Here is a 23,127-nt window from a genome sequence, read left to right on the forward strand (position 1 = left end):
CTCGCGATGGCCCAGTCGACGACCGTGGCGGACGCCGTGCGCGCGCGGACCGGCCGCGAGGTCGAGCTGGTCGAGATCGTCACGCCCGGCGACCGCTCCAGCGCCCCGATCCCGCAGCTCGGCGTGGGCGTGTTCGTCTCCGCCCTGCGCGACGCGCTGCTGGCCAAGGAGATCGACTTCGCCGTCCACTCCTACAAGGATCTGCCCACCGCCGGCGCCGACGGCCTGGTCGTGGCCGCGATCCCGAGCCGGCAGGACCCGCGCGACGCGCTCGTCGCGCGCGGCGGGCTGACCCTCAACGAGCTGCCCGACGATGCCCGGATCGGCACGGGGGCACTGCGCCGGATCGCCCAGATCAACGTGCTGGGCCGACGGCTGCACGCGGTACCGCTGCGGGGGAACGTCGACACGCGCCTGCGCAAGCTCGCCGAGGGCGAGTTCGACGCCATCGTCCTCGCGCACGCCGGGCTGTCCCGGCTCGGGCGCGGCGGCGAGGCCACCGAGGTGCTCGACCCGCTGCTGATGCTGCCCGCACCCGCGCAGGGTGCGCTGGCCGTCGAGTGCCGCGAAGACGATGCCGAGCTGCGCGAGATCCTCGCCGCGCTCGACGACGAGTACACCCGCGCGGCGGTCACCGCCGAGCGGGCGCTGCTGGCCGAGCTCGAGGCGGGCTGCTCCGCCCCGATCGCGGCACTGGCCGAGGTCGCCGAGGGCGACGAGGGGCCGGAGATTTATCTGCGCGGTGCGGTGTTCAGCCCGGACGGCGGCTTCGCCCTCCGGCTCTCGCGCACCGGAACGCTCGCCGACGCCGCGGAGGTGGGCCGCGCCCTGGCCCGCGACCTGCGCGAAGAAGGCGCCGACAACGCACTGGGAGTGCAGCATGACCCGCACCCGTAAGGGCAGCACCGGCCGGATCGCCTTCGTCGGGGCCGGCCCCGGCGACCCCGGCCTGCTGACGCGCCGCGCCCATGAGGCGCTGGTGAACGCCGACCACGTCGTCCACGACCGCAACGTTCCCGAGCCGCTGCTCGCCGCGATCCGCGCCGAGGCCGACCCGGAATGCCAGTTCAGCCCGGCCGAGGGCGCCCCCGGCGACGTCGCCAAGGTGCTGCTGTCCGCGGCCCGCTCCGGCCTGCACGCGATCCACCTCGTCGGCGGCGACCCGCTGGCCCACGACACGGTGCTCAAGGAGGTGCAGGCCGTCGCCCGCACCGCGGTGCCGTTCGAGGTCGTGCCCGGCATCGGCCAGGCCGCCGGGGTCGCCACCTACGCCGGGGTGCCGCTGCCCGGCGTCCGCGTGACCGCCGACATCGACGACGTGCAGTCCCTCGACTTCGAATCCATCGCCACCGCCGTGGCCCGCGGCTCGTCCGCGCTGGCCGTCGACGCCGGTGACCTCGCCGCCGTCCGCGACGGGCTGCTGGCCGCCGGGGTCGACCCGGCCACGCCGGTCTCGATCACGGGCGACGGGACGGGGGAGACGCAGTACAGCTCGGCCTCCAGCGTCGACAGCATGGTCGCCGCCGCGCTCGGCTTCGCCGGTCGCGTGGTGCTCTGCCTCGGCTCCGGGGTGGCCCAGCGCGAGAAGCTCGGCTGGTGGGAGAACCGTCCGCTGTACGGCTGGAAGGTCCTCGTCCCGCGCACGAAGGAGCAGGCCGGCGCGATGAGCGAGCGGCTGCGGGCCTACGGCGCGATCCCGTGCGAGGTGCCGACGATCGCCGTCGAGCCGCCCCGCACCCCGGCCCAGATGGAGCGGGCGATCAAGGGGCTGGTCGACGGGCGGTACGCCTGGACGGTCTTCACCTCGGTCAACGCCGTGCGCGCGGTCTGGGAGAAGTTCGCCGAGCACGGCCTGGACGCCCGGCACTTCGGCGGGGTCAAGGTCGCCTGCATCGGCGAGGCCACCGCCGAGGCGGTGCGCGGCTTCGGCATCGTGCCGGAGCTGGTGCCGACGGGCGAGCAGTCCTCCGAGGGCCTGCTGGCCGAGTTCTCGCCGCACGACGAGGTGCTCGACCCGGTCGGCCGGGTGCTGCTGCCGCGGGCCGACATCGCCACCGAGACGCTCGCCGCCGGGCTCACCGAGCTGGGCTGGGAGGTCGACGACGTGACCGCGTACCGCACGGTGCGCGCCGCCCCGCCGCCGGCCGACATCCGCGACGCGATCAAGTCCGGCGGGTTCGACGCGGTGCTCTTCACCTCGTCTTCGACCGTGCGCAATCTGGTCGGCATCGCCGGCAAGCCGCACGCCCGCACCGTCGTGGCCGTGATCGGCCCGAAGACGGCGGACACGGCGGTCGAGTTCGGCCTGCGGGTCGACGTGCAGCCGGCACATGCCTCGGTGGGAGATCTGGTCGAGGCGCTCGCGGGCTACGCTGTAGAACTGCGCGAGAAGCTCGCCGCGATGCCTGCCAAGCAGCGCCGCGGCTCCAAGGTCCAGGGCCCTACTGCCCTGAGGTTCCGCTAGATAGAGGGGTCACTCCCGATGGGATTTCCCGAGGTTCGGCCGCGCCGGCTGCGTCGCACACCCGCGATGCGCCGGCTGGTCGCCGAGACGCACGTGCAGCCGTCCAACCTGATCCTGCCGATGTTCGTCAAGGAGGGGCTGACCGAGCCGCGGCCGATCAGCTCCCTGCCCGGCGTCGTGCAGCACTCCCGCGAGTCCCTGCGCAAGGCCGCGGCCGAGGCCGTCGCCGAGGGTGTGGGCGGGATCATGCTCTTCGGCGTGCCGGCGACGCGCGACGAGACCGGCTCGGGCGGCATCGACCCGGAGGGCATCCTCAACGTCGCCGTCCGCGACGTGGTCGCCGAGGTCGGCGACGCGACCGTGGTCATGGCCGACCTGTGCCTGGACGAGTTCACCTCGCACGGGCACTGCGGCGTCCTCGCGGCCGACGGATCGGTGGACAACGACGCCACGCTGCGGCAGTACGAGCTGATGGCGCTCGCCCAGGCCGAGGCCGGGGCGCACGTGCTCGGCCCGTCCGGGATGATGGACGGCCAGGTCGGCGTGGTCCGCCGGGCCCTGGACAAGGCCGGCTTCACCGACGTCTCGCTGCTGGCCTACGCGGTCAAGTACGCCAGCGCCTTCTTCGGCCCGTTCCGCGAGGCCGTCGAGTCCGCGCTGGTCGGCGACCGCAAGAGCTACCAGCAGGACCCGGCCAACCTGCGCGAGGCCCTGCGCGAGGTCGCCCTCGACGTCGAGGAGGGCGCGGACATGGTCATGGTCAAGCCCGCGCTGCCGTACCTCGACGTGCTCGCCCGGGTCGCCGAGATGGTCGACGTGCCGGTGGCGGCCTACCAGGTCTCCGGCGAGTACGCGATGGTCGAGGCGGCGGCGGCCAACGGCTGGCTCGACCGCGAGAAAGTGATCCTGGAGACGCTCACGTCGATCCGCCGCGCCGGCGGCCAGCTGATCCTGACCTACTGGGCCGCCGAGGCCGCCCGCCTGCTGCGCCGTATCTAGATCTTTTTCCGCTCAGCCGGGGCGGTGGCCTGCCGACGTCAAGTCCATGGCGACGTCGCGGCTCCCGGCCCTGGTGCGCCCGTACGGGCCGTTCCAGGAGCTGGCCCTGCGGGTGCACGACCTCACCGTGCAGGGCCGCAACTCCGAGGCCCTCGCGCTGGCCGACCGGCTGGAGTGGGTCGTCGAGCGGCTCGGCGACGAGCGGACCGCCGGGATGATCTGGCAGGGCCGCATGTACGCCCTGATCTCCCTCGGCCGCCTCCAGGAGGCGCTGGCCACCGGCGAGCGCCTGCTCGAACGGCACCGGGCGGCCGGCGTGCGCGGCGGCGAGGCCCGGGCGCTGGCCGACACCGCCGAGATCCTGATCAAGCTGGGCCGCCTCGACGAGGGCCTGCACCGGCTGGCCAACGCGCTGCGCGTGCTCGACGGGCTGCCGCTGGGCAATCCGCGGTACGTCGCCGCCATCTCCTCCATCTCCGAGGCCGCCCGCGCCGCCGAGCTCTACGAGCTGGCCGACTCCTCCGCCGCCTACGCCGTGGAGGCCTTCGCGCTCGACCCGGCCCAGCGCGTCGCGGCCGAGCTGCAGCGGGCCGAGCTGCTGCTGGAGTGGGGGCTGCGGCTGGAGCACGTCGGGCTGGTCGAGGAGGCCGACGGCAAGTTCGCCAAGGCCGTCGGGCTGGTCCGGCCGCTGGTCGCGGCCGATCTCGCCGACGCGCCGCTGGCCACCGCCCTGCTCGCCCTCGGCCTGGTCAAGACCGGCGCCGTCGAGGAGGCCCGGGCGGCCGCGGCCGCGCTCGTGGTGCCGCTGCGCGCCGGCGGGCACGAGCACGAGGCGCGGCTGGCCCACCTCGCGTACGGCATCGCGCTGCGCCGCGGCGGCGACTGGGCCGCGGCCCGGCGCGAGTTCCTGGCCGCGGCCGAGCTCGCGCCGCTCAGCCCGCAGCGGCTGATCTTCCAGTACGAGCTGGCCCACCTGGCGGCCGTGGCCGAGCCCGGGGAGGCGGCCGGCGCGCTCTTCGGCGCGGTCCGGGCCCAGGCCCGCCACCTGTGGCAACTGCGGCAGGAGCGGCGCTCGATGCTGCGCCAGGCCCGCCGCCGGGTCGAGCTGGAGGCGGCCAGGGCGAGCGCCGACCGGGCGGCCGCCCAGGACGCGCTGACCGGCCTGGGCAACCGGCGCCAGTTCGACCGCCAGCTGGATCGGCGCGACCTCGGCTCGGTGGTGCTCCTGCTGGTCGACGTGGACCGGTTCAAGGGCATCAACGACCGGTACTCCCACGGCACCGGCGACCGCGTCCTGCGCGAGGTCGCCGCGGTGCTGCGCGCCCACTGCCGCGAGGACGACGTGGCCGTGCGCCTCGGCGGCGACGAGTTCGCGCTGTTCCTGCGGTGCGACCTGGCCACCGCGGCCCGCGTCGGGGCCCGCATCCGCGACGTGATCGCCGCCCGGGACTGGAACGAGCTCGCGCTGGGCCTGCGGGTCACGCTGAGCATGGGGGTGGCGGCGCCGACCCCCGGCATGACCGGCCGGGACCTCTACGACCTGGCCGACCGGCACCTCTACGCGGCCAAACGCGGCGGACGCGACCGGGTGGCCGCGGCCGCCTAGAGACTCGCCCAATTCGGGCATATTGGGCGTGTCGTGACCCTCCGCCGGTACTCCGGGCGGCAAAATTGTTGCCGCAGCTCATGGCCCGGGTAACGGCCCCGCAGCGGTGAATTCCGGCCCCGGGGAACTGTCAGGAACACGACAGTTCCCCGATCGGGTGCGCGAGGCCCTCGTTGCGCTGATCGTGAGATGGCTCGTCACCGGAGGCGCCGGTTACATCGGCGCGCACGTCGTCGCCGCCCTGCAAGAGGCGGCCGTCGAATGCATTGTCATCGATGACCTGTCCACCGGCCGGGCGGCCCGCGTGCCGTTCGGGGTGCCCCTGCTGCGGGCCGACGTCCGCGACGGGGCCGCCGTGCGGGAGGCGTTCCGCCGGCACCGGCCCGACGGGGTGATCCACCTCGCCGCGCGCAAGGACGTGGCCGAGTCGACCGCCCACCCGCTGCGGTACTACCAGGACAACCTCGACGGCCTGCGCGCGGTGCTGGCCGCCGTGGCCGCCACCGGCACCCGATCGGTGCTGTTCTCCTCCAGCGCCGCCGTCTACGGCACGCCGCGCCGCTCGCCGGTGCGCGAGCAGGACGCGACCGAGCCCGCCAACGCGTACGGCCGGACCAAGCTCATCGGCGAGTGGATGCTGCGCGACGCGGCGGCCGGGGGCGGATTCCGGTGGGCGGCGCTGCGGTACTTCAACGTCGCCGGCGCCGCCGCCCCGCACCTGCGCGACGAGGGCGGCAGCAACCTCGTGCCCCGCCTGCTGCGCGCGGCCGAGCTGGGCATCCCGGCCACCGTCTACGGCACCGACTACCCGACCGCCGACGGCACCGCGGTCCGCGACTACGTGCACGTCGCCGACATCGCCGACGCCCACGTCCGCGCGGCCCTCGCGCTGGCCGCCGACGAGGTGCGCGACGAGGTGCTCAACGTCGGGCGCGGCGAGGGCGCGTCGGTGCTGCAGATGATCGCCGCCGTCGGCCGCGCCCTGGGCCGCCCGCTGCCCTACGACGAGGCCCCGCGCCGCACCGGCGACCCCGCCGCGGTCGTCGCCAGCCCGGCCCGCATCCGCGCCCGCCTCGGCTGGCGGGCCCGCCACAACCTGCACGCCATCGTCACGAGCTCGATCGCCGAAGTCGCCAAAGCCGCCTGAGTTTCTTGACCCCCAAGAGGAGCACAGCACTTTGAAGTCCCGGATCGTCGCCGGCGCCCTGGCCCTGCTGGGCCTCGCCGGCATCGCCCTCGCCCAGCCCGCGCTGGCCGCCGCCGCCCCCAAGCAGCGCATCGACCTGCGCGTGCTCGTCCTCGACGACGCCGGCACCGGCATCGACACCCTCCGCGCCCAGCTCGACCGGGAGGGCGTGCCCTACGACGCGCTCGACCTCACCGCGGCCGGCCGCCCGGCCATCACCGCGGCCTACCTCGCCGGCACCGTGAGCGGGGTGCGCCGGGCCAAGTACCAGGGCGTGATCGTGCCCAACGAGCTGTCGGTGACCGGGGCCGAGGCGACCGCGCTGGCCGACTTCGAGCGGGAGTTCAAGGTCCGCCAGATCGACGCGTACACCTTCGCGGGCTCGAACGTCGGGCTCACCAACGCCTGGAGCGGCGTGCTCGACGGCGCCACCATGCAGGTCACCGAGGCCGGCAGGGCGGGCGGGTTCGGCTACCTCAAGGGGGCCGTGCCGATCGACGACCGCGACCCGGCGGTCTCGGAGTCCTTCGGGTACCTCGGCGCCTCCGCGGCGCCCGCCGGCACGACGTTCACGCCGCTGGTGACCGGCTCGCAGCCCGGCGGCGGCGCGACCGGCTCGCTCATGGGCGTCTACGCGCACGACGGCCGCGAGGAGCTGGTGGTGACGCTGGCGGCCAACCGGTACCAGACCCACGCCCTGGAGCTCGGGCACGGCCTGATCACCTGGCTGACCCGCGGCACCCACCTCGGCTACACGCGCAACTACTTCAGCGTGCACGTCGACGACGTCTTCCTGCCCGACGACCGCTGGGACACCGTGCACAACTGCACGGTCGGCGACGACTGCAACCCGCAGCGGGATCCGACCGTCCAGCCGTACAACCAGACCGTCCGGATGACCAAGGACGACGTGAACGCCCTGGTCACCTGGCAGAACGCGCGCGGCGTCAAGCTCGACGTGGTGTTCAACGGCGGCGGCAGCGTGGAGGCCGGGGCGGGCGATCCGCTCACCGCGGCGGTCGTGGCGAACAAGGCGCAGTTCCGCTTCATCAACCACACGTACGAGCACCCGTACCTCGGCTGCGTGCAGGACTTCACGGTCACCCCGTGGAAGTGCACGGGGGAGTGGGTGTCGCAGGCCGACATCTCCGCCCAGATCAAGCAGAACGTGGACTGGGCGAAGTCCAAGGGCCTGCCGATCGACGCGAGCGAGCTGGTCACCGGCGAGCACTCGGGCCTCAGGACGCTGCCGCAGATGCCCACCGACAATCCGAACCTCGCGCCGGCGCTCACCGCGAACGGGGTCAAGTACGTGGCCTCGGACGCCTCCCGCGAGCAGACCGCGCGGACCGTGGGCAGCGCGACCACCGTGCCGCGGTTCCCGATGAACATCTACTACAACGTGGCCACCGTCGCCGAGGAGGTCGACGAGTACAACTGGCTGTACACCAGCGCGGCCAGCGGCGGCAGCGGGATCTGCGAGAACAACCCGGCCTCGACCTGCATCAGCCCGCTGGGGGCGAGCGGCTTCGCGAACTACATCGTGCCGCTCGAGAGCCGCATCGCCTACGACCACGTGGTGTCGGCCAACCCGGCGCCGCACTACGCGCACCAGTCGAACCTCGCCGAGGACCGGATCCTGTACCCCGTGCTGGACGCCGTTCTCGCCCGCTACCGCAACACCTACACGACCGCGACCCCGGTGGTGAACCCGAAGTTCGCCGAGAGCGCGCTGCAGAACCGGCGCCAGGCCGCGTGGACCGCCGCCGTGCAGAGCCGCCAGATCGAGGCGTACCTGCTCGACGGCAAGGTCACCGTGACCAACAAGGGCAACGCGCTGGACGTGCCGATGACCGCGCCCAGCGGCACCACGGTGGTCAGCGCCTCCCTGCTGGGCCTCGAGGTCGCCGGCGGCGCGTTCGGCGAGGCCTACGGCGGCGAGCGCTCGGCGTGGCGCAGCATCGGCAAGAACGGCCAGCAGACGCTGCGGGTGAGCTGAGCCGCCGTGCGCGTCGTCCTCGTCAACGAAGGCACCTACCCCTACGCCACCGGCGGCGTCACCACCTGGTGCGACCAGCTGGTGCGCGGACTGTCCGAAGTGGAGTGGGACCTGGTCGCCATCGTCGGGACCGAGCCCGACCGGCCCGCGATCGAGCTGCCCGGCAACGTCCGGTCGCTGCGCGCGGTGCCGGTCTGGGGCCCGGCCCGCCCCGCCCGCGGCCGCCCCGAGCGCGCCGCCGGGCTGCTGTGCCGCGGCATGCTCGGCGACTCCCCGGCCGACCTGGTCCTGTTCGCCGAGGGCCTGCGGGCGCTGGCCGGCCTGGCCGTCGGGCGCACCCGGTTCGGCCGGCGAGTGGGCCGCCACCCGCTCGCCGGGTCCGGCCTGGCCGACGTGCTGCTGGACGCCTGGGCGCGGGCGGCCGGCGACGGCATCCGGCTGCCCCGGCTCACCCTGCTCGAGGCCGACGAGGCCGCGGTCCTGCTCGAGCACGCCCTCCGCCCGCTCGCCGCCCCGCTGCCGGAGGACGCCCAGCTCGTGCACGCCAACGCCAACGGCCTCTCGGCGATGGTGGCCCTCGCGGCGAAGTGGCGGCTCGGGGTGCCGTTCCTGATGACCGAGCACGGGGTGTACCTGCGGGAGCGCTACCTCGCCGCCGGCCCCCGCTCGCCCGGGGTGAAGACGGCGCTGCTGCGCTTCCACCGGGCCCTGGCGCGGCTGGCGTACTGGGAGGCCGACCTGGTCACCCCGGTCAGCGGCTTCAACGCGCGGTGGGCGGTGCGCCACGGCGCCGACCCGGCCAAGCTCGCCGTCATCGGCAACGGCGTCGACCCGGACCGCTTCCCGCCGCTGACCGGCGAGCCCGACGAGCCGGTCATCTCCTGGGTCGGGCGGATCGACCCGCTCAAGGACCTGGAGACGCTCATCCGCGCGCTCGCCATCGTCCGCGAGTCGATCCCCGACGCCCGGCTGCACCTGGCCGGCCCGGTCCCGGAGGGCAACGAGTCCTACGCCGCCGACTGCCGCGCGGTCGCCGCCGGGCTCGGCCTGACCGCCGCGGTGACCTGGGCCGGGCCGTGCCGGACCAGCCGGGACGCGTTCGCCGTGGGCCAGGTGGCGGCGCTGTCGAGCATTTCCGAGGGGATGCCGTACACCGTGCTGGAGGCGATGATGTGCGGCCGGCCCACGGTCAGCACCGACGTCGGCGGCGTGGCCGAGGCCGTGGGCAACGCGGGCCTCGTGGTGCCGCCGCGCGACCCGGCCGCGTTCGCCGCCGCCTGCGTGGCGTTCCTGTCCTCGGCCGAGTTCCGGGCCGCGATCGGCCACAGTGGACGCGAGCAGGCCCTGGCCGAGCACACCCTGGACCGCTGCCTGTCCGCGTACCGCGCCCGCTACCACGCCCTGGTCGGGTCCACTGTGGACCTGGTGCTGGCGTGAGCGGAGACTCGCTGGTCGTTGTCCCCGCACAGCGGCGGGCCCGGCCCAGCGAACTCGACCGGCCGGAGCCCTTGCGGTACGTGGGCCGGGTTGCCACCGATCCGGTCGCCGCGCTCGCCGACAAGATGCGCGACGACTGCCTGGCCGCGGTCGACATCGACGAGATCGCGGCCATCCTGGAGGCCAACGGCATCAACGACCGGGTCGCCGACCGCGAGTACGGCGAGAAGTCCGTCTTCGCCCTAGCCGGCCGGGTCGTCGCCCGGACCCTCGACGCGGCCGACACCCAGCAGCTCCGCCCGGTCCCGCCCGAGGGCCCCGGCGCGGCCAAGGTGGTCGCCGACACGCTCCTGCGCGCCCTGATCTACCTGACCCCGCTCGCCATCGGCATCGGCGCGTCGTCCGAAGTGGACGGTGTGCCGGCCCTGGCCACCACCGGCACCCTGATCCTCGGCTGGGGCGGCGGGCAGGCCCTGTCCTACCTGGGCTACCGCGCGCTGTCCGAGCGCGGCCGCACCGCCGCCGCCCGGCTGCTCGGCACCGGCTTCCTCGCCCTGGCCGCGCTGTGGGCGCTGGTGCTCATCGGCGAGGGCGGCCGCGCGTACGTCGTCGCCGCCGTCCAGCTCGCCCTGTTCGCCGTGGCCGGGGTGACCCTGGTGACCAACCGCGAGCGGGCGGTGATCGGGGCCGTCGCGCCCTGCTGGATCGCGACCGCCGGGCTGCGCTACGGCCTGGGCATCGGCGCGCTGCTCGCCTGCGTCGCGGTGCTCGTGGCGGTGGCGTACTGGCCGGTGCTGCGCGAGCGGCGGCCGCGCCGGATCACCCGCCGGCGCTGGCGCTCGTGGCGGCACGACGTCGGCTACGCGGCCCTCTACGGGCTGGTCGGCACCGGCCAGGCGGCGCTGCTGCGCACGGTCGCGCTGGACGGGATCGCCCCGCACCGGGTCCCGCTGGCGGCGGTGCCGCTGCTGCTCGGGGTACCGCTGATGGAACTGACCCTGGTCTGGCACCAGCGCCGCATCGCCGCCGCCCGGGCCGGCCTGGCCGACCGGTTCGCGTTTGACCGCCGGCTGGGGTCGATCAGCGCCGGCACCGTCGCCGTGCTCGCCGTGCCGGTCGTGGCGGGCGCGGCCATCGCCGGCGCGGTGTGGTCCGGGCTGCTCGCCCGCGGGCAGTCCTTCGCCGCCGCCGTGCTGCTCATGGCCGTCTACGCGCTGTGCCTGGTGCTCGCCTCGCACGGCCGCGCCGGCACCGCCGCGATCGTCGTGTGGTGGCCGGCGCTGCTCGTCACGGGCGTCGGGCACTGGGCCCCGGCCCTGGTCCACGTGGCGCCCGCGTTCACCGAAACCCTCGCCGTGGCGACCCTGCTGGGAGCCGGCCTGCCCGGTCTCGCCGTCGCCGCGCTCGTCCTGCGCGATCCGGAGAGTTACCGAGAATGATGCTGCTGCCTTTGTACGTCCACCCGCTGGTCGACCCCGAGGCCTGGGACGCGCTGCCCCGGGGCGGCGCCTGCTGGACGGTCGTGAACGTCCACAATGGACCCGGCGCGGGCCGCGACGAGGTCTACACCGCCGCGACCGCGCGCCTGCACGAGGCCGGCGTGCGGATGCTCGGCTACGTCGACCTCGGCTACGGCGAGCGCGCCAACGGCGAGGTCTGGTGCGACATCGTGGGCTGGTCGCAGTACCCGGTCGGCGGCATCTTCTTCGACCAGGTCCCGTCCGACGCGGCGGGGCTCGCCTACGTGACCCAGGTGGTGCGCGCGGTGCGCGGCTGTGTGGTGCTCAACCCCGGCACCCGCTGCCTGCCCGGCTATGCCGCCCTCGCCGACCTGGTGTGTACGTTCGAGGGGCCATGGGAGACCTACGCCGCCCAGCCCGCCGAGCGCGACTGGCCCAACGCCGCGCACCTCGTCTACGGGGTGCCGACCGCGCGGCTGGGCGAGGCGGGCGCGCTGCTGCTGCGCCGGGCCGGGCACGGGCTGGTGACCGACCTGGCGGCGCCGCTGCCGTACCAGGGCGTGCCGAGCTCGCTGCGGGCCCGGGCGGCGGCAAGGTGACCTCCCGCCGGCTGCGCGCGCTGCTGCTCGGCCTGGTCGCGGTGGCCGTGCTCTACGCCGCCGCGTGCACCGGCGGCGACCAGCACGGCCGCGACCTCGGCGGCCCCGGCTCGCACGCACCGGGCACCGGCGGGGTCGGACCGTCCTATGCGGACGGACTCGGCTCGGCCTCGGCGTCCCCGCCGGCGTCGGCCGGCCCGTCCGGCACCGCCGCCCCGCCCCCGCCGCCGGGCGGCTGGTGGAAGCCGGCGGTGGGGATGACCTGGCAGTGGCAGCTGACCGGGACGCTGGACAAGTCGGTCCAGGCCGAGGTGTACGACGTCGACGGGGCCAACACCGCCGCCTCGGACGTGGCCGCGCTCAAGTCGGCCGGCCGGCACGTCATCTGCTACGTCAACGTGGGCGCGCACGAGGACTTCCGCGCCGACGCCAAGAATTTCCCGGAGTCCGTGCAGGGCAAGGGCCTGGACGGCTGGCCGGGGGAGAAGTGGCTCGACATCCGGCGCTGGGACGTGCTCGAGCCGCTGCTGACCGCCCGGTTCAAGCAGTGCCGGGACAAGGGCTTCGACGCCGTCGAGCCGGACAACGTGGACGGCTACAGCAACAGCAGCGGCTTCCCGCTCACCGCGGCCGACCAGCTGACCTTCAACCGGCGGGTGGCGGACCTGGCCCACCGCACCGGCCTCGGGGTGGGGCTCAAGAACGACGTCGAGCAGGCCGCCGCGCTCGCCCCGGCCTTCGACTTCGCGGTCAACGAGGAGTGCGCGCACTACGACGAGTGCGCCGACCTCAAGGTGTTCACCGACGCCGGCAAGCCCGTCTTCCACGTCGAATACGAGGGATCCACCGGTACCTTCTGTGGCAAGACGAAGCCGCTGCGCTTCTCGTCCATGAAGAAGAAGATGGACCTCGACGCCTGGCGCGAGACCTGCTGACGGCCTAGCCCGCCAGCCCGTTGCGCTCGGCCAGGGCGTGCATGGCCCGCAGGATGCCGACGTGGTCGGCCGGGGCGTCCACGGTCTCGCCGGGCGCTCGCAGGCCGGCCAGGGTGAAGCCGAGCTGGCGCCGCCAGGCCGCCGGGGCGTGCTCCGCGGTCCGCTCGGCCAGGCCCGCGTTGGCCATCAGCACCGGCACCACATCGGTGTGCCGGAAGTCCGGGCGCAGCACCCCGGCCGCCCGGGCCCGGTCGATCAGCTCGGCCAGCCCGTGATAGGCGCGCCCGCGCAGGCTCTCCAGCTCCGGTACCGCGGACGCGATCGCGACCAGCAGATCCGCGAACGCCCGGTTGCCCGCCTGCGCCTCGCACAGGAACGTGAGGTGCTCGGCGAACGCCTCCCACGGGTCCTCGACCTTCAGCGCCCGCTCGGTCGCGTCCACGACGTCCTGCAGCGCGTCGGCGAACACCGCGGCGACGAGCAGGCCCCGGCTGGGGAAGCGGCGGTACAGCGTGGCGTTGCCGACCTTGGCCCGCCGGGCTATCTCGTCCAGCGGCGCACCCAGCCCACGCTCGGCGAAGACCACCTTCGCGGTCTCCACCAACTGCCGCCGGTTGCGCTCGGCGTCGCTGCGCAGTCCCCCCTGAGCCCCCATGGCTACAGCATATTCGCCGCGATCGTTTTCGGTGGCTTTTAGCTGCTCCAGCAAAAGTTCGGGCATCGGCGAACCAAAGTATGGACAGCCGTAGCTAAAGCCCCTAGTGTGTCCCCCACGACACCAGGGTGTTTCATCAATGTATCCGGACGGCACCGGATGCGGCGGCGCCCCGGGTCGCTTTGGCATCCGGCGCGGCGGCGCGCGCCCTGCCTGGCACATCACCACGTCAGGAAGGGACACCCCGTGGACCTGCAACCCTCCAGGCATCGATGGCGGCCAATTTCGGCGGCCCTGATTCTCGTTGCTTCCAGCGTCACTGCCACCGCCTTCACCCTCGCCGCGGCGCCCGCCACGCCCGCGGAGGCGGCCATCAACGCCGCCGACTTCCAGCAGGTGACCCTGGCCAAGGGCGAGCCCGAGGTGGGCGAGCCGCTGGCCATCTCCGTGCTGCCCGACCGGTCGGTCCTGCACACCGCGCGCAACGGCACCCTGCGCCGCACCGACGCCGCCGGCACCACGTCGGTCATCGCCACCATCCCCGTCTACACCCACGACGAGGAGGGGTTGCAGGGCGTCGCCGCGGACCCGAACTTCAGCAGCAACCGGTACGTCTACCTGTACTACGCCCCGCCGCTGAGCACCCCGGCCGGGGACGCGCCCGCCACCGGCACCGCCGCCACCTGGGCCACCTGGACCGGCGTCAACCGGCTGTCCCGCTTCACGCTGAACGCCGACTTCACCGTGAACACGGCCAGCAAGGTCGACATCCTCGACGTCCCGGCCAACCGGGGCATGTGCTGCCACGTCGGCGGCGACCTCGACTTCGACGCCCAGGGCAACCTCTACCTGTCCACCGGCGACGACTCCAACCCGTTCGACTCGGCCGGCTACGCGCCGATCGACGAGCGCACCGACCGCAACCCGGCGTACGACGCCCAGCGCTCCGCCGGCAACACCAACGACCTGCGCGGCAAGATCCTGCGGATCAAGGTCAACGCCAACGGGACGTACTCGATCCCGGCCGGGAACCTCTTCGCCCCCGGCACCGCGAACACGCGGCCCGAGATCTACGCGATGGGCTTCCGCAACCCGTACCGCATGACCGTGGACAAGGCCACCGGCATCGTCTACGTCGGCGACTACGGCCCCGACGCCGGCGCCACCGACGCCAACCGCGGCCCGTCCGGCCAGGTCGAGTTCAACCGGATCACGGCGCCGGGCAACTTCGGCTGGCCGTACTGCACCGGCACGAACACGGCCACCGAGACCTACAACGAGTGGAACTTCGCCACCAACTCGACCGGCGCGAAGTTCAACTGCACCGGCGGCCCGACCAACAACTCGTTCCGCAACACCGGCCTGGGCACCCTGCCCGCGGCCAAGCCGGCCTGGATCCGCTACGGCGGCGACGCCGGCAGCCCGACCGAGTTCGGCGGCGGCTCCGAGTCGCCGATGGCCGGCCCGGTGTACCACTACGACGCGGCCAACCCGTCGACCACGAAGTTCCCGCAGTCCCTCGACGGGCAGTTCTTCGCCGGCGAGTTCGGCCGCGGCTGGATCAAGCCGATCAAGATCAACGCTGACGGCTCGCGCGGGGCGATCGACAACTTCCCGTGGAACGGCAAGCAGGTCATGGACATGCAGTTCGGCCCGGACGGGTCGCTCTACGTCCTGGACTACGGCACCGGCTACTTCAACGGCGACCTCAACTCGGCGCTGTACCGCTACGACTACGTCGGCGCCGGCGGCAACCGCGCCCCGATCGCCAACGCGAGCGCGAACGTCACCTCCGGCTCGGCCCCGCTGGCCGTGAACTTCTCCTCGTCGGGCTCCAGCGACCCCGAGGGCGGGGCGCTGACCTACGCGTGGACGTTCGGCGACGGCGGCACCTCGACCGCGGCCAACCCCTCACACACCTTCACCGCCAACGGCACGTACTCGGTGACCCTGACGGCCAAGGACCCGCAGGGCGCGATCGGCACCGCCAACGTCACCATCAGCGTCGGCAACACCGCGCCGACGGTCACCATCCACGGCCCGAAGCCCGGCCAGCTGGTGTCGTTCGGCGACTCGGTGCCGTGGAGCGTCACGGTGACCGACCCCGAGGACGGCCCGATCGACTGCACCAAGGTCACCATGACCTACGTGCTCGGCCACGACCAGCACGCGCACGCGATCACGTCGCAGACCGGCTGCGCGGGCACGATCACCATCCCGGTCGACGGGGAGCACGACTCCGCCTCGAACATCTTCCCGATCTTCGACGCGCAGTACACCGACAAGGGCGGGCTGACCGTCCACGCGCAGAGCATCATGGCGCCCCGCTACCGCCAGGCCGAGTTCTACAAGACCTTCTCCGGCGTCGACCAGTTCACCAAGACGACGGCCGAGGGCGGCAAGACCGTCGGCAACATCAACAACGGCGACTGGATCGGGTTCGAGCCGTACAAGCTGAACAACGCCACCTCGTTCACCGCGCGGGCCTCCTCGGGCGGCGCGGGCGGCACGCTGCAGCTGCGCACCGGCTCGCCGACGGGCACGATCATCGGCTCGGCGACCGTGCCGGTGACCGGCTCCTGGGAGACGTTCACGACGGTCAGCGGCTCGATCAGCAATGCGCCCGCCGGAACGACCTCGCTGTACCTGACCTTTGCCGGCAGTACCACCGCGGCCTTGTTCGATCTGGACAGCTTCACCTTCACGACCGGCGCGGGCGGCAACGGCACCGGCCCGGTCAAGGGTCTGGCCGGCAAGTGCCTCGACGCCCGCGGCGCGGCCAGCGCCGACGGCACCCAGATGCAGATCTACACCTGCAACGGCACCGCCGCGCAGGTCGTCGCCCAGGTCGGCCAGCAGCTCAAGGTCCTCGGCAAGTGCGTGGACATCTCGGCCGGCGCGACCGCGGACGGCACCAAGATCCAGCTGTGGACCTGCAACAACAGCGGCGCGCAGAACTGGGTGCCGCAGGCCGACGGCTCGCTGAAGAACCCGGCCTCGGGCAAGTGCCTGGACGTGGCCGGGGCGAACAGTGCCGACAGCACGGTCGTGCAGTTGTACACCTGCAACGGCACGAGCGCGCAGAAGTGGACGATGCCATGAAAATCCGCGCTTTGACGTTCGCCGCCGTCCTGGTCGGTTCGTTGCTCGTGGGCGCGCCCGCTGCTCAGGCCGCGGACCCCGCGTATGACGTCCTGGTCTTCTCCAAGACTGCGGGCTTCCGGCACGACGCGATTCCGGCCGGCATCCAGGCCGTGCGCGACCTGGGGGCGGCGAACAACTTCACGGTGACCGCCACCGAGGACGCGTCCGTCTTCACCACCGCCGGTTTGGCGCCGTACGAGGCCGTCGTGTTCATGTCGACGACCGGCGATGTGCTCAACGACGCGCAGCAGACGGCGTTCGAGTCGTACATCCGCGGGGGCGGCGGCTACGTCGGCGTCCACGCGGCGGCCGACACCGAGTACTCGTGGCCGTTCTACGGTCAGCTGGTCGGGGCCTGGTTCGCCTCGCACCCGGCGATCCAGCAGGTCAACTCGCGCACCGAGGACCGCGCGAACCCGGCCACCTCGCACCTGCCGCAGGTGTGGACGCGCACGGACGAGCTGTACAACTACCAGACCAACCCGCGCGCGACCGCGCACGTGCTGGCCACGCTCGACGAGTCGTCGTACTCCGGCGGCACCATGGGCGGCGACCACCCGATCACCTGGTGCAAGACGATCGACTCCGGCCGCTCGTTCTACACCGGCTTCGGGCACACGCAGGAGTCCTACGCGGATTCGAATTTCCGGAGCCAGCTGCTCGGCGGCATCCGGTACGCCTCGAAGCGGGCGCAGGCCGACTGCCGTCCCGAGACCGGCTACTCGCCGCTCTACAACGGCTCCACCACCGGCTGGTCGCAGGCCGGCCCGGGCAGCTTCACCAATTCGGACGCCACGCTGTCCTCGACCGGCGGGCTCGGCCTGTTCTGGTACTCCGCGAAGCAGTTCGGCACGTCGTACTCGCTCAAGGCCGACTTCCGGATCACGGGGGACAGCAACTCGGGCGTCTACGTCGGGTTCCCCAACCCGGGCACCGATCCGAACATCGCGATCAACCAGGGGTACGAGATCCAGATCGACGCCACCGACACGCCCGACCACACCACCGGCGCGATCTACAACTTCCAGTCGGCCAACATCGCCGCCCGCGACGCCGCGCTCAACCCGCCCGGCGCGTGGAACACCTACGAGATCCTGGTCGAGGGTCAGCGACTGCGGGTGTACCTCAACGGATCGCTGATCAACGACTTCACGAACACGGATCCGGCGCGCAACCTCGACGGGTACATCGGCATCCAGAACCACGGCTCGGGTGACCAGGTTTCCTTCCGCAACGTCCGCATCAGGGATGCTTCGGCTCCGGCGGCGGACACCGTCCAGGCCGAGCTGTTCTCCTCCGCGTCCGGCGTCCAGCCGTACACGAAGGCCGGCGCCCACAACGGCCAGACCCTCGGCTACATCGAGCCGGGCGACTGGGCGGCGTACAACGGCCTGAACGTCGGCGGCGCCACGCAGTTCAAGGCGCGCGTGGTCTCCGGCGGCCCCGGCGGCCAGATCCAGGTCCGCACCGGCTCCACCACCGGCCCGATCCTGGGCACGGTGAACGTCCCGAACACCGGCAGCTGGGACACGTACGCGGACGTCACCGCGGCCCTGTCCGGCGTCCCGTCGGGCACGGCGAACGTGTACCTGACGTTCACCGGCACCGGCACCGGCCTGTTCGACCTGGACGACTTCACGTTCGTCAAGGGCAGCTCCACGGTGACCGGCCCGATTCGCGGCCTGGCCTCGAAGTGCCTGGACGTGCGCTCCGGCGCCACGGCGGACGGTACGCAGATCCAGCTGTACACCTGCAACGGGTCCACCGCGCAGAGCTGGACGGTCTCCGGCCAGACCCTGCGCGCCCTGGGCAAGTGCCTGGACATCTCGGGCGGCAGCTCGGCCAACGGCGCCAAGATCCAGCTCTGGACCTGCAACGGCTCGGGCGCCCAGAACTGGGCGGCACAGTCGGACGGCTCCCTGCGCAACCCGCAGTCGTCCAAGTGCCTGGACGTGGCCGGCGGCAACTCGGCGGACAGCACCGTGGTGCAGCTGTACACCTGCAACGGTACGAGCGCGCAGAAGTGGACCTTGCCAGCCTGACGCTTTGGGGCTGTGCTCGGACGCTTTGGGGCTGTGCTCGGAGGCTTTGGAGCTGTGCTCGGACGCTTTGGGGCTGTGCTTGGACGCTTTGGGGGCTGTGCTTAGACGCGCAGCCCCCTCTCGTCCGTTGCTTACCGTGACGGATTCAATCGCGGGGCTCCATCTCTCGCGAAGTTCCCCTAGGCTCGGCCCGTGCTGGGGACACGAACGAAACACCTAGGGCTGAGCGTGGCACTACTGTCCGTGCTGACGGCATGCGGCACCCACGCGGAGTCCGCGCCTCCCGGCCCCCCACTGGCCGAGGCCCCGGCCAGCACCGACCCGTTCCCGGAAGGCCAGCTGGAGGGCGTGGGCGAACTGGCCCCCGCGCCGACCAAGTCCCCGACCCCGAAGCCCTCGGCCACGGTCAAGCGCGTGAACCCGGGCGGCGACACGGGCAACGGCAAGGCCAACACCAACGACGGCGTCCCGAACACCGCGAGCGGCACCTTCACCGTCGCAACGGGCGGCACGGACGTGGTGGGCACCGGCGGCACCCTGGTCCGATACCGGGTGGAGATGGAGAACGGCATCAACTGGGGCAACAACCAGGTCTGGACCACGGCCTCCCTGTCCACGGAGGTGGACCGGGCGGTGGCGTCCCCGGAGGGCTGGACCAAGTCCGCCGACCACCCGGTGACGTACGCCCCCAACAAGATCAGCAACGCCAGCTGGAAATTCCAGCGCGTCTCGGGCGCCGACTATGACGTGACCCTGAAGCTGGCCACGCCCGGCACCGTGGACAAACTGTGCAAATCGGTAGGCGTGAACACCCAGGGCATCTACTCCTGCCGCTACGGCAAGACCATCCTGCTGAACCTGCGCCGCTGGCTGAAGGGCATCGACGGCTTCCCCGCGGGCATCGACTTCCACTCCATGACGGTCCTCCACGAGATGGGCCACTTCTTGGGCTTCGACCACATGAAGTGCCCCGGCTCAGGCCAGGTCGCCCCGGTGATGCAGACCCAGACGATCGCGTTGAACGGCTGCAAACCGAACGCGTACCCCTTTACCACGGACGGCACCTTCGTCACGGGCCCGTGGGCGGCGAGCTGACGCCGCGTAGTTGGAATTCACTGAGGGTGATGATCGTCGGCTCGATTTTTTCGCGCCAGCTACCATCAGTTCCAAGAAAACAGAAGACAGCGGGGCCCCGAACGGCCGAATTTGCGCCTCCTTGCGTGGGCGTTGCCGCCTTCTCGATCGCCGCTCAGTCCTCAGTCGCCGCCAAGTCCTGGAGCCGGGTTTGCCGCCCTCGCCATGCCGCCACTCGTTCGAAGGTCAGCCCTTGCGCCGGCGCGGGTCGAAGGTCAGCCCTCGTGCTGCCGCGGCCTCCGCCGGTCTGCCGCGCTGAGCTCCTCGGCCCTGTCCAACCTGCCGCCGGCGCAGGTCGAAGGTCGGCTCTTGACGGCGGCGCGGGTCGAAGGTCAGCCCTCGTGCCGCCGCGGCGACCGCTTCGGGGACCGGCTGGGGGAGCGCAAGCTTGGGCGCGAGCAGCCTCCGCTGGTTTGCCGCGCTGAGCTCCCCGGCGCCGGCCGAGCTGCCGCCGGCGCGGGTCGAAGGTCAGCCCTCGTGCCGCCGCGGCCACCGCTTCCGGGGCCGGCCGAGGAAGCCCAAGCTCGGGCGCGACCGGCCCGCCGGTTCGCCGCGCTGGGCTCCCCGGCGATGGCCGACCTGCCGCCAGCCGACCTGCCGCCGGCGCGAGTCGAAGGTCAGCCCTTGAGCCGGCGCAGGAGGTCGATGACGTCGGCCTCGTACTCGCGCCACTCGCGGTCCGGCTTGAAGCCCAGCTCGGCGTTGACCTGCAGCAGCGGCTCGTTCTCCAGGGCGTTCCAGGTCTGCACGTCCAGCAGGTGGGGCTCGGCCGCGCGGAGTTCGAAGAGCATGCGGGCCTTGATCGCGCGGCTGATGCCGTAGCCGCGGTGGGTGGGGACCTCGATGGTGTCGTACTGGTCCGCGCGCGTCGGGCGCTGCGCCGGCACGACGACCTCGGTGAGGCCGGCGATCGTCTCGGACTGCTCGTGGACGGCCAGCACGATGTAGGGCTTCAGGCCGCGCGCGTGCAGGGTGCGCAGGCTTGCCGCCAGCCGTTCGGAGTCGTACGAGCTCGGGCGCAGCGCGAGGTCGTCGACCACCGCGGCGCGGGCGGCCTCCTTGGCGAGGGCGTAGCCGGCGTAGAGCTCCGGCGGCGGGCCGCCGGGGTAGTACTCGATGCGGTAGCCGGCCCCGATCCCGGCCGCCATCTCGCCCAGGCGCAGCCAGTCGACGCCGGTGAGGTCGAGCAGGTTGCGCATCTCGATGAACGCGCACTCGAAGCCGTGGGCCTCGAAGAACTTGACGCTCGGGGTGCCGCCGATGACCTCGACGCCGACGGACTCGAAGCCCTCCTCGGCGGCCCGGCGCGCGACGGCGGACAGCAGCGTGGTGCCGACCCGGCCGCGGCGGGCGCTCGGCACGACCGACAGCTCCAGCACGCCGATGTCCTCGAGCGCGAGCAGGCTGGCGTGCCCGAGCAGCGCACCGTCGTCGGTGGTCGCCAGCCACGACGTGCGCCGCTCGCCCGGCATGGTGACGCCCAGGTACTCCCGGAACATCGTCTCGCGCCACGGCGGGTCCTCGGGCACATCGACCGTCACGATGTCGTTCAGCGCCCGCAGTACCGCCTCGAGTTCGGCCGCGGGCGCGGTCCCTGGGTCCCACTCGCGCACCTTCACGGTCCTAAGCCTGCCCTTGTTTGTGGCTGAGCGGAAGTACCAGTGCGCAGAGCGTGGCATTGATCTACCCGCAGGGCTGGTGGATCACCCTCGTGACCTGCGCCGACCACGCAGCGCAACCGGGCCCGCGGGCCATGATCAGTTCTGCCGGTCCTTGCGTCCGTAGTCGTTCGTGGCGTTGAAGACGGCCGCCCGGTACTCCTCCGGCACGTTGTACGCGTGGATCGCCGAGTTCCAGCCCTCCAGCGTGGCCAGGTCCCGCCCGTTCTCGCACAGGAACTTGGCCGCCGTCAGCGCCGCGTCGTCGATGTCGTTGATGTCGATCACGCCGTCCGCGTCCGCGTCCAGCCCGTACTGCTTCCACGTCGACGGCAGGAACTGCATCGGCCCGACGGCGCGGTCCCAGGTCCGGTCGTTGTCCATCGTCCCTTGATCGGTGTCGGCCACGGACTGCCGGTTGTTCTGCCCGTCCAGCGGCGGCCCCACCACGGGCGGCACGGAGCGGCCGTCGTCCTGCAGCACCGAACCGTTGGTCCGGCCGTGGTCCGACTCCACCTTCCCGATCCCCGCCAACGTAGTCCACGTCAGGTGGCATTTCGGTGTCGTCCGCGCGGTCACCGCCTCCGCGTACCCGTACGCCTGCAGCGCCACCACCGGGACGTCCAGCCGCACGGAACGGCTCGCCGCCCACGCGCCGTACACGTCGGCGGGGCGTTGCAGGGTGCCCGGCGGGGGACTGAAGGTGGGTGAGGCGGACGGGTCCTCCGGCCGCGGGGCCTGCCCGGTTTCCGGTGCTCCCGTCATGGGAGGTGCGCCATTTGTACCGCCCGGTGCCGGCGCCGACTCCGCGACGTCCGCGCTCGGCCTGGAGGCGCCGGCGACCATGGCACCGGCGGTCCCGGCCGCGGCGAGCAGGACCGCGAGCAGCACGCCCGGCAGCAGGAACCGGATCCCGGGCCGCGCCCTGATCCGCTCGAACCGCTCCCGCCGCGCCTCGGACCGCGCCCACCTGGGGTTCCCGGCCTCCAGCACGTCGACCGACGACGAGCGCCGCAGCTCCAGCCAGCTCGGCCGCTTGCCCGCCTCCGCGAGATGCTTCGGCTCGTGAGAAGAGGCCACCGTCGAAGAAGAGACCACGGCCGAAGAAGAGGTCACGGCCGAAGAAGAGGTCACGGCCGAAGAAGAGGCCACGCTCAGATCGGGCGCGGTGATCTCCACCGGGATCGACCGCTCGTCGACCGGCTCCCGAGGAACAGGCGGCCGGATAGCGGCCGCGGCAGGAGCGGCCGCGGCAGAAGGGGTCGAGGCAGGAGCGGTCGAATCCGGAGCCCCAGCAATGTCCACTGTGGTCGGACGCTCGGCATCAGGCGTCTCGTCGTCGCGTGCCACGAGGACCAGTATTGCACCCGGACGGGCGAGGCAGAGCGTCCCGCGAACCGCCCCGGAGCGACCGCCGGAGACGAGTTCACCGGCAGGTGTCGGCGTGGCATAGCCTGTGGGAATGCCACGTTACGAGTACCGCTGCCGGGCCTGCGGTGACACCTTCGAGGTCCAGCGACCGATGCGTGAAGCCAACGTGAAGACCGCCTGTCCCGCCGGGCATGACGACACGGTCAAGCTGCTGTCCGCGGTCGCGGTCGGCGGGACGTCCGCGGTCGCGGTCGGCGGGACGTCCGCGGGCCCGGGTGGCGGGCAGTCCGGCGGCGGGTGCTGCGGAGGGGCCTGCGGCTGTTGAAACAATGTTACGGATGAGTTTCGCGATAAACCGTCGAAACGGCTTTGATGTTGTGTCCTGTTGTGCCACAACTGCTGCCGGAGTGTTGTCGTTACGTCACGCGAAACCCACTC

17 protein-coding genes are annotated in these 23,127 nt (G+C 72.6%); 14 read left to right on the forward strand and 3 right to left on the reverse strand.

The window, feature by feature from the left end; translation table 11 throughout:
• Positions 1-6 precede the first annotated feature (6 nt).
• From hemC to ACQPZ4_RS03530, 10 genes are all read left to right on the forward strand, one after another.
• On the forward strand, positions 7-897 hold the full coding sequence (hemC, locus tag ACQPZ4_RS03485; RefSeq protein ID WP_433066212.1) for a hydroxymethylbilane synthase: 891 nt from the start codon (positions 7-9) through the stop codon (positions 895-897).
• Positions 881-2,464, forward strand: a complete 1,584-nt coding sequence (locus ACQPZ4_RS03490) for a uroporphyrinogen-III synthase (protein ID WP_433055981.1) — start codon at positions 881-883, stop codon at positions 2,462-2,464. Before hemC ends, ACQPZ4_RS03490 begins: the two co-directional genes overlap by 17 nt.
• 18 nt (positions 2,465-2,482) lie before the next feature.
• Positions 2,483-3,463: a porphobilinogen synthase gene (gene hemB / locus ACQPZ4_RS03495; protein WP_433055984.1), complete on the forward strand. Its 981-nt coding sequence runs from the start codon at positions 2,483-2,485 to the stop codon at positions 3,461-3,463.
• A 46-nt stretch (positions 3,464-3,509) separates the two neighbouring features.
• Entirely contained in the window at positions 3,510-5,069 is a 1,560-nt protein-coding gene (locus ACQPZ4_RS03500) for a diguanylate cyclase (RefSeq protein WP_433055987.1), read from the forward strand.
• A gap of 184 nt (positions 5,070-5,253) precedes the next feature.
• Positions 5,254-6,216, forward strand: coding sequence for a UDP-glucose 4-epimerase GalE (gene galE / locus ACQPZ4_RS03505; protein ID WP_433055990.1), 963 nt, complete (start codon positions 5,254-5,256; stop codon positions 6,214-6,216).
• Between the two features lie 31 nt (positions 6,217-6,247).
• On the forward strand, positions 6,248-8,254 hold the full coding sequence (locus tag ACQPZ4_RS03510; RefSeq protein WP_433055993.1) for a hypothetical protein: 2,007 nt from the start codon (positions 6,248-6,250) through the stop codon (positions 8,252-8,254).
• 6 nt (positions 8,255-8,260) lie between these two features.
• Positions 8,261-9,691 carry a GT4 family glycosyltransferase PelF gene (gene pelF, locus ACQPZ4_RS03515; protein WP_433055996.1) on the forward strand — a complete coding sequence of 477 codons (1,431 nt, stop codon included), beginning with the start codon at positions 8,261-8,263 and terminating at the stop codon, positions 9,689-9,691.
• Complete coding sequence (locus ACQPZ4_RS03520) at positions 9,688-11,130, forward strand: hypothetical protein (RefSeq protein ID WP_433055999.1); 1,443 nt, start codon at positions 9,688-9,690, stop codon at positions 11,128-11,130. The genes pelF and ACQPZ4_RS03520 overlap by 4 nt, the downstream gene beginning before the upstream one ends.
• The gene (locus ACQPZ4_RS03525) at positions 11,127-11,750 is read left to right on the forward strand and encodes a spherulation-specific family 4 protein (protein WP_433056002.1); all 624 of its coding nucleotides are present in this window, start codon (positions 11,127-11,129) and stop codon (positions 11,748-11,750) included. Before ACQPZ4_RS03520 ends, ACQPZ4_RS03525 begins: the two co-directional genes overlap by 4 nt.
• The gene (locus tag ACQPZ4_RS03530; protein WP_433056005.1) at positions 11,747-12,685 is read left to right on the forward strand and encodes an endo alpha-1,4 polygalactosaminidase; all 939 of its coding nucleotides are present in this window, start codon (positions 11,747-11,749) and stop codon (positions 12,683-12,685) included. The genes ACQPZ4_RS03525 and ACQPZ4_RS03530 overlap by 4 nt, the downstream gene beginning before the upstream one ends.
• Positions 12,686-12,689: 4 nt before the next feature.
• Here ACQPZ4_RS03530 and ACQPZ4_RS03535 read toward each other — a convergent pair whose 3' ends face one another.
• Entirely contained in the window at positions 12,690-13,340 is a 651-nt protein-coding gene (locus tag ACQPZ4_RS03535; protein WP_433056008.1) for a TetR/AcrR family transcriptional regulator, read from the reverse strand.
• A 159-nt stretch (positions 13,341-13,499) separates the two neighbouring features.
• Here ACQPZ4_RS03535 and ACQPZ4_RS03540 point away from each other — a divergent pair, with 159 nt between their 5' ends.
• The 3 genes from ACQPZ4_RS03540 (at position 13,500) to ACQPZ4_RS03550 (ending at position 19,621) form a co-directional block, all read left to right on the forward strand.
• Complete coding sequence (locus ACQPZ4_RS03540) at positions 13,500-16,442, forward strand: PQQ-dependent sugar dehydrogenase (RefSeq protein WP_433056011.1); 2,943 nt, start codon at positions 13,500-13,502, stop codon at positions 16,440-16,442.
• Positions 16,439-18,526, forward strand: coding sequence for a ThuA domain-containing protein (locus tag ACQPZ4_RS03545; protein WP_433056014.1), 2,088 nt, complete (start codon positions 16,439-16,441; stop codon positions 18,524-18,526). The genes ACQPZ4_RS03540 and ACQPZ4_RS03545 overlap by 4 nt, the downstream gene beginning before the upstream one ends.
• A gap of 228 nt (positions 18,527-18,754) precedes the next feature.
• Positions 18,755-19,621 carry a DUF3152 domain-containing protein gene (locus ACQPZ4_RS03550; RefSeq protein WP_433056016.1) on the forward strand — a complete coding sequence of 289 codons (867 nt, stop codon included), beginning with the start codon at positions 18,755-18,757 and terminating at the stop codon, positions 19,619-19,621.
• A gap of 656 nt (positions 19,622-20,277) precedes the next feature.
• Here ACQPZ4_RS03550 and ACQPZ4_RS03555 read toward each other — a convergent pair.
• A complete protein-coding gene (locus ACQPZ4_RS03555) occupies positions 20,278-21,279 on the reverse strand; it encodes an N-acetyltransferase family protein (protein ID WP_433056019.1) in 1,002 nt (333 codons plus the stop codon).
• A gap of 138 nt (positions 21,280-21,417) precedes the next feature.
• The gene (locus ACQPZ4_RS03560) at positions 21,418-22,497 is read right to left on the reverse strand and encodes a lytic transglycosylase domain-containing protein (RefSeq protein WP_433056022.1); all 1,080 of its coding nucleotides are present in this window, start codon (positions 22,495-22,497) and stop codon (positions 21,418-21,420) included.
• Positions 22,498-22,780: 283 nt separating this feature from the next.
• Here ACQPZ4_RS03560 and ACQPZ4_RS03565 point away from each other — a divergent pair, with 283 nt between their 5' ends.
• Positions 22,781-23,014: an FmdB family zinc ribbon protein gene (locus tag ACQPZ4_RS03565; protein WP_433056025.1), complete on the forward strand. Its 234-nt coding sequence runs from the start codon at positions 22,781-22,783 to the stop codon at positions 23,012-23,014.
• The last annotated feature ends 113 nt before the right edge of the window (positions 23,015-23,127 follow it).

It is taken from the genome of Dactylosporangium sp. CS-033363 (assembly GCF_050942475.1).
Classification (GTDB): domain Bacteria; phylum Actinomycetota; class Actinomycetes; order Mycobacteriales; family Micromonosporaceae; genus Dactylosporangium.